Annotated in this window: 19 protein-coding genes; 11 read left to right on the top strand and 8 right to left on the bottom strand. The window is 58.4% G+C overall.

What is annotated here, in order from left to right; all coding sequences use genetic code 11:
• The first annotated feature begins 21 nt into the window (after positions 1-21).
• From N2M06_RS03080 to mutT, 9 genes are all read left to right on the top strand, one after another.
• Positions 22-714 (top strand): YggS family pyridoxal phosphate-dependent enzyme, encoded by a 693-nt coding sequence (locus tag N2M06_RS03080; protein WP_346351555.1) that lies wholly within the window; start codon positions 22-24, stop codon positions 712-714.
• 10 nt (positions 715-724) lie between these two features.
• On the top strand, positions 725-1549 hold the full coding sequence (gene proC, locus N2M06_RS03075) for a pyrroline-5-carboxylate reductase (RefSeq protein ID WP_019933103.1): 825 nt from the start codon (positions 725-727) through the stop codon (positions 1547-1549).
• Between the two features lie 9 nt (positions 1550-1558).
• Positions 1559-2110 (top strand): YggT family protein, encoded by a 552-nt coding sequence (locus tag N2M06_RS03070; RefSeq protein WP_019933102.1) that lies wholly within the window; start codon positions 1559-1561, stop codon positions 2108-2110.
• A gap of 69 nt (positions 2111-2179) precedes the next feature.
• Entirely contained in the window at positions 2180-2593 is a 414-nt protein-coding gene (locus N2M06_RS03065) for a DUF4426 domain-containing protein (RefSeq protein WP_019933101.1), read from the top strand.
• Positions 2594-2604: 11 nt separating this feature from the next.
• The gene (gene rdgB / locus N2M06_RS03060; RefSeq protein ID WP_019933100.1) at positions 2605-3210 is read left to right on the top strand and encodes an RdgB/HAM1 family non-canonical purine NTP pyrophosphatase; all 606 of its coding nucleotides are present in this window, start codon (positions 2605-2607) and stop codon (positions 3208-3210) included.
• Positions 3204-4349 carry a radical SAM family heme chaperone HemW gene (gene hemW / locus N2M06_RS03055; RefSeq protein WP_019933099.1) on the top strand — a complete coding sequence of 382 codons (1146 nt, stop codon included), beginning with the start codon at positions 3204-3206 and terminating at the stop codon, positions 4347-4349. The genes rdgB and hemW overlap by 7 nt, the downstream gene beginning before the upstream one ends.
• A gap of 50 nt (positions 4350-4399) precedes the next feature.
• Positions 4400-5134, top strand: a complete 735-nt coding sequence (gene zapD / locus N2M06_RS03050; RefSeq protein ID WP_346351554.1) for a cell division protein ZapD — start codon at positions 4400-4402, stop codon at positions 5132-5134.
• On the top strand, positions 5131-5322 hold the full coding sequence (gene yacG / locus N2M06_RS03045; RefSeq protein ID WP_346351553.1) for a DNA gyrase inhibitor YacG: 192 nt from the start codon (positions 5131-5133) through the stop codon (positions 5320-5322). The genes zapD and yacG overlap by 4 nt, the downstream gene beginning before the upstream one ends.
• Positions 5312-5716: an 8-oxo-dGTP diphosphatase MutT gene (gene mutT, locus N2M06_RS03040; RefSeq protein ID WP_346351552.1), complete on the top strand. Its 405-nt coding sequence runs from the start codon at positions 5312-5314 to the stop codon at positions 5714-5716. The genes yacG and mutT overlap by 11 nt, the downstream gene beginning before the upstream one ends.
• Before the next feature lie 244 nt (positions 5717-5960).
• On the opposite strand, the gene parC is transcribed toward mutT, so the two are convergent.
• The 6 genes from parC to nudF all read right to left on the bottom strand — a co-directional run bounded on the left by parC (position 5961) and on the right by nudF (position 13069).
• Positions 5961-8207, bottom strand: a complete 2247-nt coding sequence (gene parC / locus N2M06_RS03035; RefSeq protein ID WP_346351551.1) for a DNA topoisomerase IV subunit A — start codon at positions 8205-8207, stop codon at positions 5961-5963.
• 15 nt (positions 8208-8222) lie between these two features.
• Positions 8223-10118, bottom strand: a complete 1896-nt coding sequence (parE, locus tag N2M06_RS03030) for a DNA topoisomerase IV subunit B (RefSeq protein WP_346351550.1) — start codon at positions 10116-10118, stop codon at positions 8223-8225.
• A 441-nt stretch (positions 10119-10559) separates the two neighbouring features.
• Positions 10560-11132, bottom strand: coding sequence for a YqiA/YcfP family alpha/beta fold hydrolase (locus N2M06_RS03025; RefSeq protein ID WP_346351549.1), 573 nt, complete (start codon positions 11130-11132; stop codon positions 10560-10562).
• A complete protein-coding gene (gene cpdA, locus N2M06_RS03020) occupies positions 11132-11962 on the bottom strand; it encodes a 3',5'-cyclic-AMP phosphodiesterase (protein WP_346351548.1) in 831 nt (276 codons plus the stop codon). The genes N2M06_RS03025 and cpdA overlap by 1 nt, the downstream gene beginning before the upstream one ends.
• Positions 11963-11970: 8 nt before the next feature.
• A complete protein-coding gene (locus N2M06_RS03015) occupies positions 11971-12432 on the bottom strand; it encodes a DUF1249 domain-containing protein (RefSeq protein ID WP_346351547.1) in 462 nt (153 codons plus the stop codon).
• 19 nt (positions 12433-12451) lie between these two features.
• On the bottom strand, positions 12452-13069 hold the full coding sequence (gene nudF / locus N2M06_RS03010; protein WP_317075093.1) for an ADP-ribose diphosphatase: 618 nt from the start codon (positions 13067-13069) through the stop codon (positions 12452-12454).
• A 197-nt stretch (positions 13070-13266) separates the two neighbouring features.
• Here nudF and tolC point away from each other — a divergent pair, with 197 nt between their 5' ends.
• On the top strand, positions 13267-14571 hold the full coding sequence (gene tolC / locus N2M06_RS03005; RefSeq protein WP_346351546.1) for an outer membrane channel protein TolC: 1305 nt from the start codon (positions 13267-13269) through the stop codon (positions 14569-14571).
• Between the two features lie 28 nt (positions 14572-14599).
• A complete protein-coding gene (locus N2M06_RS03000; RefSeq protein WP_346351545.1) occupies positions 14600-15073 on the top strand; it encodes an FKBP-type peptidyl-prolyl cis-trans isomerase in 474 nt (157 codons plus the stop codon).
• Positions 15074-15082: 9 nt separating this feature from the next.
• Here N2M06_RS03000 and N2M06_RS02995 read toward each other — a convergent pair whose 3' ends face one another.
• Both N2M06_RS02995 and N2M06_RS02990 read right to left on the bottom strand, forming a co-directional pair.
• Positions 15083-16096, bottom strand: a complete 1014-nt coding sequence (locus tag N2M06_RS02995; RefSeq protein ID WP_346351544.1) for an AbrB family transcriptional regulator — start codon at positions 16094-16096, stop codon at positions 15083-15085.
• The gene (locus tag N2M06_RS02990) at positions 16093-17601 is read right to left on the bottom strand and encodes a tripartite tricarboxylate transporter permease (protein WP_346351543.1); all 1509 of its coding nucleotides are present in this window, start codon (positions 17599-17601) and stop codon (positions 16093-16095) included. The genes N2M06_RS02995 and N2M06_RS02990 overlap by 4 nt, the downstream gene beginning before the upstream one ends.
• Position 17602 lies beyond the last annotated feature (1 nt).

Raw genomic sequence — 17602 nt, 5'->3', positions numbered from 1 at the left:
GGCTTAACTGAATTTATTCATATGAGTACTATCGCACAGCATCTTCAGGACGTTAACGCCCGTATGCAGGCTGCCGCCGAACAGACGGGCCGCCCTGCTCACCATATTAACCTGCTGGCCGTCAGCAAAACCAAACCTGCCGAAGACGTGAAGACTGCCTATGCCGCCGGACAGCGCAGCTTCGGTGAAAACTATGTACAGGAAGCGGTAGACAAAATAACCAGCCTCAAACAAAGTTGCCCCGATGCGGTATGGCATCTTATCGGTCCGCTGCAGTCCAATAAAACCCGGCTGGTGGCCGAACACTTTGACTGGGTGCAGACAGTCGACAGGCTCAAGATAGCACAGCGCCTTAATGATCAGCGCTCGGCCCATATGTCACCGCTCAATATCTGTCTGCAAGTAAATGTAAGCGGTGAGGCCAGCAAGTCCGGGCTGACTCCCGCCGACGCCGAAACCCTGGCCGACGAAATAGCGCACTTGCCCAATCTGTGCCTGCGCGGCCTGATGGCGATTCCGGAGGCAACCGACAATTCCGAGACCTTGCGGGCACAATTACTAGAGTTGAAGCATCTGTTTGATAGAATGCAGAAAAAACATTCCACCATGGACACACTGTCGATGGGAATGAGCAACGATCTGGAACTCGCAGTAGCTTGTGGCAGTACCCTGGTGAGGGTAGGCACGGCTATTTTCGGCTCCCGCAACCCTTGAGTGATCATTGATGGAACACAGAAAACTCGCTTTTATCGGCGCGGGCAACATGTCTCGCAGCCTGATTTCCGGGCTGATCCGCTCCGGCTATCCGGCCAGTCACATTACCGCCGCCAACCCGTCCCGGCCCAAACTGGATGCCCTGGCTGCCGACTTTGGTATTCATATCACCCAGAATAACCTCGAAGCCGCCACTCAGGCCGAGGCCATCGTGCTGGCAGTCAAACCCCAGATGATGGCTGGCATGCTGAGCGAGCTGCTGGCTGCCGGGGCTGACTTCAGCGGCAAACTGCTTATTTCCATTGCTGCCGGTATATCCGTTAACCGGCTTGAACAGATGGCCGGCGGTCATGCCAATATAGTGCGCACCATGCCCAATACGCCGTCTTTGCTCGGCCTGGGCATGACCGGCCTTTATGCCGGCGCGGCGGTAGCGCAGGCAGACAGGGATTATTGCCAGCAAGTGATGGAAGCCGCCGGAAAAACCCTGTGGGTGGCCGAAGAGGACGGCATTAACCAGATTATTGCCGCTGCCGGCAGTGCGCCTGCCTACTTTTTTCTGTTTATGGAAGCCATGGCAAAGCAGGCTGAGCAAAGCGGCTTCTCTGCCGATGAAGCCCGGTTGCTGGTGCAGCAAACCGCGCTGGGTGCCGCCAATATGGTGGCTGCCAATCCGCACTTGTCTTTGGGCCAGCTGCGTGAGCAGGTCACTTCCAAGGGCGGTACCACCGCCGAAGCGATTCGCAGCTTTAACGACAATGGTCTGGAGCCGCTGGTGGCCAATGCCATGCAAGCCGCCGTGGCCCGGGCCCGGGAACTGGAAAGCCAGCTTTAAGGATATTCAATGAACACCGCTTATTATCTGATTAACACGGTTTTCGATCTTTACCTCATGGTGGTGCTGCTGCGTATCTGGCTTCAGCTGGTCAGGGCCGACTTCTATAATCCGTTCAGCCAGTTTGTGGTCAAGGCCACTAATCCGCCACTGAAACCGCTGCGTCGCCTTATTCCGGGCTTTTTCGGTATTGATATGGCCGCCGTGGTACTGGCACTGATAGTGGCTACGGTCAAATTTACGCTGCTTAAAGCGATGAATGTGTTCATAGCGGACTGGAGCGTGGTATTGCTGGTAGGCGTCATCACAGTGCTGAAAAAGGCCGGTGTGATGCTGTTCTGGATTCTGATTATTCGCGCTTTGCTGAGCTGGGTCAGCCAGGGGCGCAGTCAGATTGAGTATGTGATGTATCAGCTGACCGAGCCTTTGCTGGCACCGCTGCGCCGTATTATTCCGCCAATGGGCGGGCTGGATCTCAGCATTCTGGTGGCCTTTATCGGTCTGCAGGCACTGAACTGGCTGATGGGCGATTTGTTTGGCTCACTCTGGTGGCAGCTATAACCGGCGGAACTCCTGAGCAAGGCGTTCTAAACTAATCACTGTCAGCCACAGGTTAAAAGGGGAATTCTTATGTTTAAAGCCATTATCGCCACTCTGGCCTTGCTGTTTACTTTTCAGGCTTCAGCCGAAGAGACCCGCATCGGCGACTGGACCGTACACTACAGTGCCTTTCCGTCTACCTTTCTGGCACCCGATGTTGCCAGAGACAACAATATTGAACGCAGCCGCTTTAATGGTCTGCTCAATATTGCCGTGCTCGACGCCGACGGCAAGGCCGTTCAGGTGGCTCTGAAAGGCCAGGGCAAGAACCTGCTGGGTAATGTACGTCAGCTGGAATTTCAGACCATTCGTGAAGGTGAGTCTGTTTACTACATTGCCCAGTACCCCTACCGCAATGAAGATAATGTGCTCTTCACCATTGATATCAGCGGCCCCAAACAGGGCGGCGAGCTGAGCTTCCGTCATACCTTTTACACCGAGTAAGTTGTTCTGTTGTGACTCAAAAAATTGTACTGGCCTCCGGCAACGCCAAAAAAGTTGCCGAACTGCAAAGCCTGCTGGGCGAACTGGGCATGAGTGTGGTGCCGCAAACCGAGCTGGGCGTGACTGACGCCGATGAAACCGGCACCACCTTTGTGGAAAATGCCATTATCAAGGCCCGTCACGCCGCACAAATAACCGGCCTTCCCGCCATTGCTGATGACTCCGGCCTGGCGGTGGCAGCTCTGGACGGCCGCCCCGGTGTTTACTCGGCCCGCTTTGCCGGCCCAGGTGCGACAGACCAACAAAATCTGGAGCTGCTGCTGGAGCAAATGCAGCAAGTGCCCGAAGGCCAGCGCCAGGCCACTTTCTGGTGTGTGCTGGTCTATATGCGCCATGCCGACGACCCCACGCCGCTCATTTGCACCGGCCACTGGCAGGGCGAAATTACCCTTGCTCCTGAAGGTGAGCACGGCTTTGGTTACGACCCTGTTTTCCGGGTGCCGGAAGCGGGCAAAACCGCTGCCGAACTGACCCCTGCCGAGAAAAACCGCCACAGCCACAGAGCCAGTGCCCTGCATCAGCTGCAACAACTGCTGCAAGAAGCGATGCAATGCTGATACTGCCACCTTTGAGTCTGTATATTCATATTCCCTGGTGTGTACAGAAATGCCCTTACTGTGACTTTAACTCTCATGCCTTGAAGCACGATATTCCCGAGCAGGAATATATCGATGCCCTGCTGCAGGATCTCGACGCCGATCTGCATTTTGCACAGGGGCGCAAACTGCACAGCATCTTTATTGGTGGCGGTACGCCCAGCCTGGTAAGCCCCGAGTCCATCGGCCGGCTGCTGGCCGGGGTGCAGCAGCGTCTGCCCTTTGAAGACGATATTGAAATTACCCTGGAAGCCAACCCGGGCACGGTGGAAGCCGGCCGCTTTGGCGGCTTTCAACGGGCCGGTGTTAATCGTATTTCCATTGGTGTGCAGAGCTTTCAGGCCGACAAGCTCGAACGCCTGGGCCGTATTCATGACCCCGCACAGGCCCGCTTTGCCGCACAGGAAGCCGCCGGTGTGGGGCTGAACAGCTTTAATATTGATCTGATGCACGGTCTGCCTGAACAACGCCTTGAAGACGCTCTTTATGATCTGGAGCAGGCACTGGCGCTGGCACCGCCGCACCTGTCCTGGTATCAGCTCACCATAGAGCCCAATACGCCGTTTGCTTCTCGTCCGCCGGCGCTGCCGGAAGACGACACCCTGGCAGATATTTATGAACGGGGTCACGCGCTGCTGCTGGCTCACGGCTATCAGCAATATGAAGTGTCTGCTTATGCCAAACCCGGGTTTGAGGCCAGACACAACCTCAACTACTGGCGCTTTGGCGACTACCTCGGCATTGGCTGCGGTGCCCACGGCAAAATCACCCTGCCGCTGCAGGGGCAAATACTGCGCACCGTCAAGGTCAAGCATCCCCGGGGTTATCTGGACTCAGGCCGGCCTTATCTGGATCAGCACTGGCATATAGAGACGCAGGATCTGTCGCTGGAATATTTTATGAACCGGCTTCGCCTGTTCGAGCCCATTCCCTGCCACGAATTTACTGGCCTCACCGGCTTGCCGCTGGCGCAGCTGCAGGCCCCGCTGGCTGAGGCCTGCCGGCTGGAGCTGCTGGAAAACACCGGCAGCCACTGGCGAGTAACACCGCTGGGCCGGCGTTTTCTTAACCGCCTGCTCGATTTGTTTCTTGAGGAGTGAAGCGGGTACACTTGCGCCATTAATGCCTCGAACTACAGGCCAAGCAGCTTATGTCATCACTGGTTTACGAATTTCCTCTTAATGAAAAATGCCGTAACTATTTACGGTTGAATGAACTGCTGAAGCAAATTGAACAATGCCGCAAACTGAATGCTCCCGGCCAGGCCACCGCCCTGTTCAAGGCGCTGCTCGACGCCCTGGAGTTACTGGAACGTTGCGACTTGCGCAGCGACCTGGCCAAGGATCTGGATCAGCAGAATGCCAGGCTGGAGGCCTGGGCCCAGGTGCCCGGCGTGGATGCTACCGCTTTGCAGCAGTTCTCCCAACAGCTGACCTCCCTCAGCCAGCAGCTGCCCCGCAGTGCCCGGCTGGGCCAGACCCTACGCGAAGACAGGCTGCTGTCGGCGGTACGCAGCCGTTTTGCCATTCCCGGAGGCCTCTGCTCTTTTGATGTACCTCAGTTGCATCACTGGCTGCATCAGCCTGCCGAGGTACAGCAGCAGGATCTGGAGCGCTGGGTTGGCCAGCTCAGCCTGCTGCGTCAGGGTCTGGATATGCTGCTGACGCTATGGCGGGAAAGCAGCCAGTTCAGTGCCCAGCAGGCCAATGCCGGCTTTTTTCAGGACAGCGCCGAAAATACCAACATGATCCGGTTACGGCTGCCCACCGAGCAGGCGGTTTATCCGGTGGTCAGCGGTAACAAATATCGTTTTACCATTCGTTTTATGCCGGTGGGCAACACCGATATCGGCAATATCGACTTTGAACTGGCAGATATCAAATGAGCAAGATAACCACAGTCCCCTGCCCCACCTGCGGAACAGCAGTAGAATGGGGCGAGCAAAGCCCGTTTCGTCCCTTTTGCAGCAAGCGCTGCCAGCTAATTGATCTGGGTGAATGGGCCGATGAAGAAAAGCGCATTCCCGGCGAGCCTGCCTGGCTGCCGGAGCAGGATGGTGAAAATGAATACTGAGGTGAAGAAATCGGTGCTGGTGGCGGTAGGCGTGATTGAAAACGCCGCCGGCGAGATTTTTGTCTGCCGCCGGGGCGAAAGCCAGCACCAGGCCTTTAAGTGGGAGTTTCCCGGCGGCAAGGTAGAAGCCGGCGAAACCGTGCCCCAGGCCCTGGCCCGGGAGCTGGAAGAAGAAATCGGCATTCGGGTCACTGTGTGCGAGCCCTTAATGCGCATTGAGCATGACTATGGCGACAAACAAGTCACCCTGGATATTCGCAGAGTCACCGCCTTTACCGGCGAGCCCCACGGCCGTGAAGGCCAGCCCAGCCGCTGGGTATCGGTGAGCGAGCTGCACAGCTACGACTTTCCCGCCGCCAACAGCCCGATAGTGGCAAAACTGCAAAACCCATAGCGGGAAGCCAGAAGCCGGAAGAATTGGATGTAGATACCGCTTTAGCCGGCACAAACCGGAAGGCGCTTTCAGACAAAAGGCCTGCTGCGCAGGCCCTGCCAACTAAAGTGGCAGCTACAACAGAAGCATAATCAGATCATTTACTGATGTAATAAAAAGCCGGGCTAACAGGCCCGGTTTTTGTAGGCCCGAATTTATTCGGGTAACTTGCTCGTTGCCCCACTGAAGTGGGGCCTACAAGAGCCTACGATTCAATCTCCAGACCATCTACCCGTTGCAGCCCACGGGGCAGCAGCGCGCCGCGGCGGCCGCGTTCACCTTCATAGTGGGCCAGGTCGGCAGGCTTGAGGGTCAGCTTGCGCTTGCCGGCATGAATGGTCACGCTGGCCCCTTCCGGCACCACCGCCAGCTGCTTGACGAAGTCTTCCCGGGCCTGCACCTTGGCCCCGGTAATACCGATCAACTTATTACCTTTGCCCTTGGCCAGCATGGGCAGATCCTTTAACGGGAACAACAGCATGCGGCCCTCGTTGGTCACCACCAGGCAACGGGAAGTCTCCACCTCCGCCACCGGCACCGGCTTGAGCACCTCGCCCCCGGCAGGCACGGTGAGCAGCGCCTTGCCGTTTTTGTTGCGGCTGACCATGTCACCATAGCGGCAGACAAAACCGTAACCGGCATCGGACGCCAGCAGATAGAGCCGCTCGTCGTCTCCGGTGAGAACAAAGCGGACCTGCTCGCCCGGACTCAGGCTGCAGCGACCGGTGAGTGGCTCCCCCTGACCCCGCGCCGACGGCAGGCTGTGGGCATCCAGGCCGTAGGCCCGGCCGGAGCTTGCCAGAAACACTGCCATCTGATTGCTGCGCCCGGCAGCGGCATCGAGAAAGCTGTCCCCGGCCTTGTAGCTGAGGGCAGCTCCATCCACCTCATGGCCCTTGGCGGAGCGGATCCAGCCCTTTTCCGACAGCACTATGGTCACCGGCTCGCTGGGGATCAGCTCCTTCTCGCTCAGAGCTTTGGCTTCTTCGCGCACCACCAGCGGAGAGCGGCGATCGTCGCCGTATTTTTCGGCGTCTGCCAGAATTTCCTTTTTCAGCAGGGTGCTGAGACGACGCTCAGATCCAAGAATCTGCGCCAGTTTGTCGCGCTCGGCGGCCAGCTCGTCCTGCTCGCCGCGAATTTTCATTTCTTCCAGTTTGGCCAGGTGACGCAGTTTCAGCTCAAGAATGGCTTCCGCCTGAATCTCGGTGAGATCAAACCGGGCCATCAGCACCGGCTTGGGCTCATCCTCGGTACGAATAATCTCGATCACTTCATCGATATTAAGAAAAGCGATCAGCAAGCCGGCGAGAATATGCAGCCGGGCTTCTACCTTGTCGAGCCGGAACTGCAGCCGGTTGCGCACCGTTTCACGGCGGAACTGCAGCCACTCACTCAGAATGCGATCCAGCGTTTTCACCTGAGGACGGTTGTCCAGCCCCAGCATGTTGAGGTTAACGCGGTAATGCTTTTCCAGATCCGTGCTGGCGAACAGGTGCTGCATCAGCTGCTCCACGTCCACCCGGCTGGAGCGGGGAATGATCACCAGACGGGTAGGGTTCTCGTGATCGGACTCGTCCCGCAAATCCGCCACCATGGGCAGCTTCTTGGCCTGCATCTGGCCGGCAATCTGCTCAAGTATTTTGGCACCGCTGGCCTGATGGGGCAGCGCCGTGATGACGATGTCGCCCTGCTCCATCTGGTAGACGGCACGCATTTTGATGCTGCCCTTGCCGGTTTCGTAAATTTTTTGAATATCGGCTTTGGGGGTGATGATCTCGGCCTGAGTGGGATAATCGGGGCCGGCCACATGTTCCATCAGCTCAGCCACAGTGGCCCTGGGGTGCTCCAGCAGATGTACACAGGCATTGGCCAGCTCGCGCACATTGTGGGGCGGAATATCGGTGGCCATGCCCACGGCAATGCCGGTGACGCCGTTCAGCAATATGTGCGGCAGCCGGGCCGGCAGCATGCGCGGCTCCTTCATGGTGCCGTCGAAGTTGGGGATCCACTCTACCGTGCCCTGTCCCAATTCACTCAGCAGCAGCTCGGAGAAGCGCGACAGCCGCGCCTCGGTATAACGCATGGCAGCGAACGATTTGGGATCGTCCGGCGCGCCCCAGTTGCCCTGCCCGTCCACCAGCGGGTAGCGATAAGAGAAGGGCTGGGCCATCAGCACCATGGCCTCGTAACAGGCGTAGTCGCCGTGCGGGTGGTACTTACCCAGCACGTCACCCACGGTACGGGCCGACTTCTTGTGCTTGGACAGGGCCGACAGCCCCAGCTCGCTCATGGCGTAAATAATACGGCGCTGTACCGGCTTGAGACCGTCGCCGATGTGCGGCAGGGCCCGGTCCATGATCACGTACATGGAATAATTGAGGTAAGCCTGCTCGGTAAAGGTGTGCAGCGGCAGGCGCTCCACCCCTTCCATGGTAAAATCTTGATTCATAGTAATTTATTGTCCTCAGGCCAGGGGATCGACCATATTGCCCTTGGTTTCCAGCCATTCCCGGCGGTCGCCGGCGCGCTTTTTGGCCAGCAGCATGTCCATCAGCTTTTCGGTGGCCTCGCTGTCGTCCACCGTCAGCTGTACCAGCCGGCGAGTATTGGGATCGAGCGTGGTTTCGCGCAGCTGCTTGGGGTTCATCTCGCCCAGGCCTTTAAAGCGGGTGACCTGCACCTTGCCCCGTTTTTTCTCGGCCTTGATGCGTTCCAGCACACCGTCGCGCTCGTCTTCGTCCAGGGCGTAGAAAACTTCCTTACCCACATCGATACGATACAGGGGCGGCATGGCCACAAACACGTGCCCTGCCGCCACCAGATGCTGAAAATGGCGCACGAACAGGGCGCACAGCAGAGTGGCGATGTGCAGGCCGTCGGAGTCGGCGTCGGCGAGAATACACACCTTGCCGTAGCGCAGGCCGGACAAGTCTTCCGAGTCCGGATCCAGACCAATGGCCACTGAGATGTCGTGCACTTCCTGAGAGGCCAGCACCTGGCCGGACTCCACTTCCCAGGTATTCAGGATCTTGCCGCGCAGGGGCATGATGGCCTGAAACTCTCTGTCCCGGGCCTGCTTGGCACTGCCGCCGGCGGAGTCCCCTTCCACCAGAAACAGCTCGCCCTGCATGGGATCGGAGCAGGCGCAGTCGGTCAGCTTGCCGGGCAGCGCCGGCCCCTGGGTGACCTTTTTGCGCACCACTTTCTTAGCCTGACGCAACCGGCGCTGGGCGCTGCTGATGCACAGCTCGGCCAGCTGCTCGGCCAGCTCGATATGCTGGTTCAGCCACAGGCTGAAGGCGTCTTTTACCACACCGGAAACAAAGGCCGCACACTGGCGCGACGACAGCCGCTCCTTGGTCTGGCCGGCAAACTGGGGATCCTGGATTTTGACCGATAATATGTAGGCACAGCGCTCCCAGATATCATCCGGGGTCAGTTTCACGCCCCGCGGCAGCAGGTTGCGGAATTCACAAAACTCACGCATGGCATCGAGCAGGCCCTGACGCAAACCGTTAACGTGAGTGCCTCCCTGCGCCGTGGGGATCAGGTTAACGTAACTTTCCCCCAGGGTGTCGCCCCCTTCCGGCAGCCAGCACAAGGCCCAGTCGGCGGCCGAATGCTCGGCGGCGAAGCTGCCGGTAAAGGGCGCTTCCGGCAGGCAGGGATAATCCTTGACCGCTTCCACCAGATAGTCTTTCAGGCCATCTTCATAGCACCATTCCAGCGATTCGTTATTGGCCTTGTCATCAAAACGAATGGTGAGCCCGGGGCACAGCACCGCCTTGGCCCGCAGCAGGTGCTTGAGCCGGGTGGCGGAGAATTTGGGGGCATCGAAATAGCTGACATCAGGCCAGAACCGTACTCGCGTACCTGTGTTGCGCTGACCGCAGGTGCCGGTCACGGTCAGCTCACTGACCTTGTTGCCATGCTCAAAGGCCATTTCGTAGACCTGGCCGCCACGGCGCACGGTCACGTCGAGCCGTTGGCTCAGGGCGTTGACCACGGAAATGCCCACACCATGCAGACCACCGGAGAACTGGTAGTTTTTGCCGGAGAACTTGCCGCCGGCGTGCAGCTTGCTGAAAATAAGCTCCACCCCGGAGATGCCTTCTTCCGGATGAATATCGACCGGCATGCCGCGGCCGTCGTCGATCACCTCAAGGGACTGATCCTCATGCAGTATTACTTCCACCTTGCGGGCGTGGCCGGCCAGGGCTTCGTCCACGCTGTTGTCGATCACTTCCTGGCCAAGGTGGTTGGGGCGGCTGGTGTCGGTATACATGCCGGGGCGACGACGCACCGGCTCCAGACCATTGAGCACCTCAATGGCGTCGGCAGTATATTGACTCGATGTCATGTTGACCTTCGGTAATCTGGGGTGATTGCCGGATCTTACTACTCGAAGGCCATTGCTGGAAGAAGGAAGCAAAACAGCCGGAAGCCGGAAATAATATCGTTTGCAGGCCAGTGCACTGCCGTCGGTCAAAGGGCACTGCTTCGCCGGCACGCCGTAAACCCATCCATGGGGGCTCCGTTGCGCCATCCATGGCGCAAAGGGCACGGCGAAGCAGACACCCTTTGCCCTCCTCAGCACACCCGGCGCTGGCTGTCAGCTTACAGACAACGCCGGTGTTGCCCGAAGCAGCAGTGGGGATTACCGAAGCCGACCGGCAAATGTCATGGATGACATTTGCCGAGCGTCCCAAGGATGGGCTCGAAGCGTGTCGTGAAGGGTAACCGCGCTGCTGCTTCGCTTTGCAGCGGGCCAGACAGACACGGACGTGGGAACGAGAGCGGATTACAGTTGCAGGAAGCGGATTATCTGGGCGCAGTAGTGCTGAAAGCCGATAAAGGAGTGGTCACCGCCTTTCTGAATACAGACCCGGGCAAAGCGGTAGTAGTCCAGCGCTTCCCGGTAGTCGAGCACTTCGTCGCCCTGCTGTTGCAGCAGCCAGATGCGCTCAAGACAACAGGGCTCATTTACTCTCAGCTCTGCCAGCTCGGCCATATGCTGACGCTCCAGCGTATAGCGCTCGCCGGTGTAGGGGTTTTCGTGCTCCCCCAGCCAGTCGGCCAGCAGAATATGCGGATTGACCGCCGGGTTCACCACCACGGCACGCACGCCATAGTGCTCCGCCACCCGCGTGGCCCAGAAGCCACCGAGGGACGAGCCGACCACCCCAAAGGGCGTATTAAGCTGGTCACACATGGACGCTATCTGAGCCCAGGCTGCCGCCGGCGTGGCCGCCAGCTGGGGGCAGACCAGCTCAATATCAGGCCTGTGCTGCTCAAGATGTTCCCGCATCAACTGAGCCTTGATGGAATTGGGAGACGAATTGAAGCCGTGCAGATAAAGCAGGGTGGCCATCATTAATATCCTCTGGCACTGAAGTCGGGCACAAAGGCGTCGGGGGGCAGCCGCCACACCCGGGTACTGAGCCGGCCATCAGGGTGCAGCGACAGCTGACGCCAGCCCGGGGCGGTATGATCCAGAGCGAAGTCATCAGACAACGGCTTGAACTGAATGCAGGTAGAAGGACTGGCCAGATAACGAATACCGTTTTGTACCTCGTCAAAGCCCTGATGTACATGACCGCACAACACCACTCTGGTGGCATTATGCTGGTTTAGCCTGACCGCCAGTTCATCCGCATTACGCAGGTTGTGCTGATCCAGCCAGGCGCAGCCTACGGGCACCGCCTGATGATGCACTGCCACCAGCAGATGATGATGGGGATAAGCAACGACCGCCTCGTCCACCATGACCAGCTGTTCATCGCTTAACCGGCCGCAGGTTTCGCCCTGGGCCTGAGAATCCAGCAGCAGCACCTGCCAGTGCTCACCCAGCAAATGCTTGGCCTGGCTGATGCCGGCGGCATCGAGCTCGGCCTGCATGACAGGGGCTTCATCATGATTGCCCGGCAACCAGAACACCGGCGGGGCCAGCTCAGCCATCATATTCACAAAGTGGCGATAAGACGCCGGGCTCTGATCCTGAGACAGATCGCCGGTGGCCAGAATGGCATCACAACCGGCAAGCTCTTCCTTCATGGCATTAACCACCGCCCGGCAGCTGTGCCAGGTGGGCACACCCAGGAGATCACCCTGAATATCGGCAAACAAGTGAGTATCGGTGATCTGGGAAAGCTCGATAATGCCGCTGGCGGCCTGAGTACCAAGGGGAAGAGTGGAAAGCGTCATTGCCTCGCTCAAAGCTGTTTGACCGTGCTGAATCCGTATTGCAGGCAACATCTCAGCCATTCGGCCAGAAAGAAATTAACCTGTTCCTTTTCGTTACGGTGGTGCATTTTTTGATTGGGATAATCATAACTTGGCTGCAGGGTTGAAATCTGTTGACTGGCACACACTTCGGCCATTCTTACATCATGATACAGTCGCACTCGCACCTTCATGCGCATAAACACCGGCAAACCGGGGGTGCACTGTTCAATGGACACATGCCAGGTGTAGGGCGCGGTTTCCAATACCCGTAGCACAAACAGCACCTGCTCACTGATGCCCACCGACAGGCTCTCGCCCGCTTGAGCCTCATTAGGCAACAGCTTCATCAGCGCCATATAGTTGGTGTCACAAGTGCGCTGCAGCCCCTTTAAGTCCGGCACATGCTTGTTACGAGTACGAACAGATATCAACGTCTCCTCCTTGGGCATGGCAAGGGCTTGTCTTGCCCTACTTCCACAGCCCGGCTTCATGGTTCAGCGCCAGCCATTGCAGTGCAATCACACTGGCGGCGTTATCTATTCTACCATCAGCCAGCCATTGCATCGCCTCTCTGCGCGAAAGCCGGTGCACGCGAATATCTTCGCCTTCGTCGGTCAGCCCCGCATGACTGGCTGCCTGAGTGGCATCCACCTCCCCTACAAAGACAGTAATGCGCTCGCTGCAACCGCCCGGGCTGGAGAAATAACTCATGGCACGGGTCAGCCGGCCCAGGGTTAACCCTGCTTCTTCTTCTGCTTCACGGCGTACCACTTCTTCTTCCGACTCGCCGGGCTCCACTATGCCCGCCACCACTTCCAGCAGCCAGGGGCTGCTGTCATGATGAATGGCACCCACGCGAAACTGCTCCACCAGAACCACCTCATCGCGTACCGGGTCATAAGGCAACACAGCAGCAGCATGCCCCCGGTCAAACAGCTCCCGGGTCAGTTCCGGGCCCCAGCCGCCGGCAAACAGACGGTGGCGCAGCCGTACCTTCAACAGCCGGAAAAAACCTTTATACCCCGTATCCTCGGCTATAATCTGCATGTCCTGCCGCCCAAAACGGGCGCTGTTATTATTGCTCATGCTGGCTCCTTGCTTGACATTCCGACGGCAAAATTTAGACTGAAACGCCTTAATGAATGAACGTTCATTCTCTTATTGTATATTGTAACGACCTGCCGAATTAATAATGCGCATGTTACCGTTATACTGAACAGACGAAAACCGACTGCCTGCATGTGCCGGGCATAATGGCTCCACTCGCTTTACAAGGCCCATTCATGAAAAAAACACTGTTGTCGACCCTGGTATTGCTGTGTGCCGCAGGCCAGGCCCAGGCTGAAAACCTGCTGGAAGTGTATCAGCAGGCCACCCAAAACGATCCTCAGGTGCGTGAGGCCAAGGCTCGCCGCGATGCCGCCTTTGAAAAAATCAATGAGTCCCGCGCTCCCCTGTTGCCTCAGGTGAACCTGGGGGCCGGTGCTACCTATACCGAAAGCAATCAGACCGACTCTACCGTCACCAATGCCGGTGTTAATCTGAGTCAGGCACTGTATCGCAAGTCAAGCTGGGTCAACCTGGATATCACCGAAAAGCAGGCAGCACAAAGCGAAGTCAGCTACAAACAGGTGCAGCAACTGCTCATTTTGCGTGCCACTCAGGCTTACTTTAATGTGCTTAATGCCGAAGACGCCCTGAGCTTTGTCCAGGCCAATAAAGAAGCGGTCAGCCGCCAGCTGGAGCAGACCAAGCAACGTTTTGAGGTGGGCTTGAGTGCCATGACAGACGTGCACGAAGCTCAGGCTCAGTATGATCAGGCACTGGCAGATGAAATTATTGCCCGCAACGCTCTCGACAACAGCAAAGAAGCCCTGCGTGAGCTTACCGGCATGAGCTATGATCAGCTGTCTGCACTCAACACTGACAGTTTCAGCCCTCAGGCACCGGTGCTGCGCGCTGACGGCTGGCTCGACATTGCCCTGGAGCAAAACCTGGAGCTGCACGGCCAGCGCATTGCCAAAGACATTGCCAGCGAGCAAATTGATCTGGCACAGGCGGGTCATCACCCTACTCTCGACTTGAATGCCGGCCTTAACAGCCGCCGCACTGATTTCAGCGGCAGCTCGGCCAGCAATAATGTACGCGACAACACCCTCAGTGAGGGCAGCTTGGGAGTCAGCTTTAATCTGCCGCTTTATTCAGGTGGTGCCACCAGCTCTCAGGTAAGCCAGGCACAATACAACTATGTCGCCGCCAGCGAGCTGCTGGAAAAAAGCTTTCGCTCCGTGCAGAGCAGCGTGTACTCCTCTTATAACGACGTCACCGGCGCACTTGGCTCCATTCGCGCCTTTGAGCAGCTGGTAGTGTCGGCAGAAAGCGCACTCAGTGCTACCGAGGCCGGCTATGAAGTGGGAACCCGCACCATAGTCGACGTGCTTAACGCCACTCAGCAGCTGTATGATGCCAAGCAGAAACTGTCTTCTGCCCGTTACAACTACATCATCAGCCAGTTGCAGCTCAAGCAGGCCGCCGGCAACCTCACCGAGCAGGATCTGATTGACATCAATAACGGACTGCAACGCTGACGCTGCACACTCAACACAAGGAACCAACGTGGTTAAGATTATTGTAGGCATTGCCCTGGTAGCCCTATTTTTGCTTTTTTTCTATCGCGCTCAGGGCAACAAACAGGCCGCTGCAGAAAATATTCAGGCCGGTGAAGCCTTCCTTGCCGATAACAAACAGCAGGAAGGAGTACAGACCACCGCCTCCGGCCTGCAGTATCAGGTATTGCAAGCAGGCACCGGCACGGTTCATCCTAAGGCCAGTGACAAGGTTACGGTGCATTACCATGGCACTCTGCTCGACGGCACCGTCTTCGACAGCTCGGTTGAGCGCGGCGAAACCATACAGTTTGGTCTCAAACAGGTGATCAAGGGCTGGACCGAAGGCCTGCAACTGATGGTGGAAGGCGAGAAAACCCGCTTCTTTATTCCCGCCGAACTGGCCTACGGCAACCGCGCCGTTGGCACAATACCACCGGGTTCCGTACTGATTTTTGAGGTTGAGCTGTTCAGGATCAACTGATAAGAGGTTTTATTTGCCGGGTTCGCTGACTGCAGCCCGGCGCATCAGCCAGCCGGCAATCACACCCAACAGCACAATACGCAACACATGGTGAAATATCACCCAACTTGGCTCCAACCCGGTCACCAGCGCCAAGTAAATCATGGCTTCTACCGCTCCCGGCGCATAGGCCAGCCACACCTGAAACACCGGCAACTCCAGCCACCAACCCACCAGCCCCGCCCATAACAATGACACCAGCGAACTCGACAGGCTTACCAGTAAACCGGCCACCAGCAGGCCCGCCATTTCCCGCGCTGGCAGCGGTCGCAACCGGCTGCCCATCAAGGCCCCCAGCAGAATCATACTGACCGGGATCAGTCCCGCCACCGGCAGTACTGCTTCACCCAGCCAGGCAGCGCAGGATCCGGCCACAAACACGCCGGAAAGAATATGGCTGGCCGGCACCCTGAGCCGGTCCAGCAACTGACCGCCGCCCCAAGCCAGGGCCACCAGCGCCAGGGTGGCGGGAGCGGACAGCGTCAGACTGGCAGGTGTGGGGGCCAGCGGCACCCACTCCAACACCATAGCGGTGCTGACCGTGGCCACCAGGGCGATCACCCGCACCGTTTGTGACAGGATCACGCGAATGGGATTATCGAGCTGGGTAGCCAGCGCCGCCATCACCGACAGCGCCCCCGGTGACGAGCCCATCGCTGCTTCCTGGCGGGACCAGCCAAGCCGGTGCAACAGGTATTGCCCCAGAGGAATTTGCGTGGCCAGACACAGCAAAAGCCCCGCCACACTAATCAATAGCGAGGCGGGGCCGGGTAAATGCAAGTCCAGACGCAGCCCCACGGCCACCCCCAGACAGGCCTGTATGGTTGGCAACAAACGCCGGGGTAACGCGACTTCCCACCCCAGTAATACGGCTCCGGCCACCGCCAGCATGGCCCCCAGCAGCCAGTCGGAAGGAAAGCCGGCCCAATGGGCCAGCCCTCCTCCCGCCGCACCCAGCAGGGCTGTACGCAGCCAGATGATCATGCTTCGGCGGCCGCCTGCTTTTGCCGGCGGCGCCGGCTCATCAGCAGCGGCAGCACCAGTACCAGCACGCTCAACCCCCATAGCGTCAAGGTAACGCCATTACCGAACAATATGCCCCAGTCACCGGCACTGATAGACAGTGCCCGGCGCAGGTTGTCTTCCAGCACCTCGCCCAGTACCAGGCCAAGAATGACAGGTGCCAGCGAGAAGCCCAGCTTGCGCAACAAAAAGCCAAACACTCCCAGCAGGATCATGAAGAACAGATCAAAACTAGCACCGTGAATGGAGTAGATGCCCACAAAGGTCAGCATTACAATCACCGGCACCAGATAGGCCTGGCGCACACTCAGCATGCGCACGAATATCCCGACCAGAGGCAGGTTCATCACCAGTAGCGCAATGTTACCCACAAACATGGAGGCGATCAGTCCCCAGGCGATGTCCGGCTTCTGAGTGAACAGCAGCGGACCCGGGGTCACATCGAACAACAGCAAGGCACCCAACAGAATGGCGGTGGTCCCCGAACCGGGAATGCCCAGCGTCAGCATGGGCACCATGGAGCCCACTGCTGCCGAGTTGTTGGCCGCTTCCGGGGCCGCCAGGCCGCGCACGTCACCCTGGCCAAACTCATTGTGCTCGCCGGCCAGACGCTTTTCGGTGCCGTAGGCCACGGCACTGGCCACCGAGGCACCGGTGCCGGGCAGCACGCCAATCACAAACCCAACCAGGGTGGAGCGCAGCACGGTCCAACGTACCTGCACCAGATCCGCCGCCTTGACGAAGGACTTGCTGACCTTTTCCAGCCGGCCGCCACCGCCGTAGTGATGCTCCACCAGCAGCAGTATCTCGCTGATGGCAAACATGCCGATCACCACCACCAGAAAGTCGATGCCGTCAAACAGGCTGGTCAGGCCAAAGGTAAAACGCAGCACGCCGGTACCCGAGTCCACGCCCACGGTGGCCATGGCCAGGCCAATCAGGGCACCGATCACGGTTTTCACCGGACGCGAACCCACCATGGATGCCAGACAGCACAACGCAAACACCATCAGCGCCACAAACTCCGCCGGACCAAAGGTCACCGCCAGCCGGGTCAGCAAGGGAGTGAAAATTACCAGCAGCACCAGGGCCCCCATGGAGCCGGCAAAGGACGACACCGCCGATAGCGCCAGCGCCCGGCCGCCCTCACCCCGCTTGGCCATGGGGTGGCCGTCCAGGGTGGTCATAATGGCCCCAGCATCGCCGGGTACGTTCAGCAAAATACTGGAGATGCGGCCACCATATTCGGCACCATAATAAACTCCTGCCAGCAAAATAATTGCTGAAGCCGGTTCCAGGCCGATGGAATAAGCCAGAGGAAGCAGAATGGCAATGCCGTTGATGGGACCAATACCCGGCAGGGCCCCCATCAGGGTACCGAAAAAACAACCTGCCAGAACCAGCCCCAGGTTCATGGGTGTCAGGGCTACGGCAAAGCCGCTCGCCAGGGTAGACAAAACATCCATG

Origin of the sequence: Oceanimonas sp. AH20CE76 (genome assembly GCF_039654065.1) — a bacterium.
GTDB classification, from domain to species: Bacteria; Pseudomonadota; Gammaproteobacteria; order Enterobacterales; family Aeromonadaceae; genus Oceanimonas; species Oceanimonas smirnovii.
The sequence above is the reverse complement of the archived record's forward strand: the minus strand, read 5'-3'. Positions and strand labels throughout refer to the sequence as shown.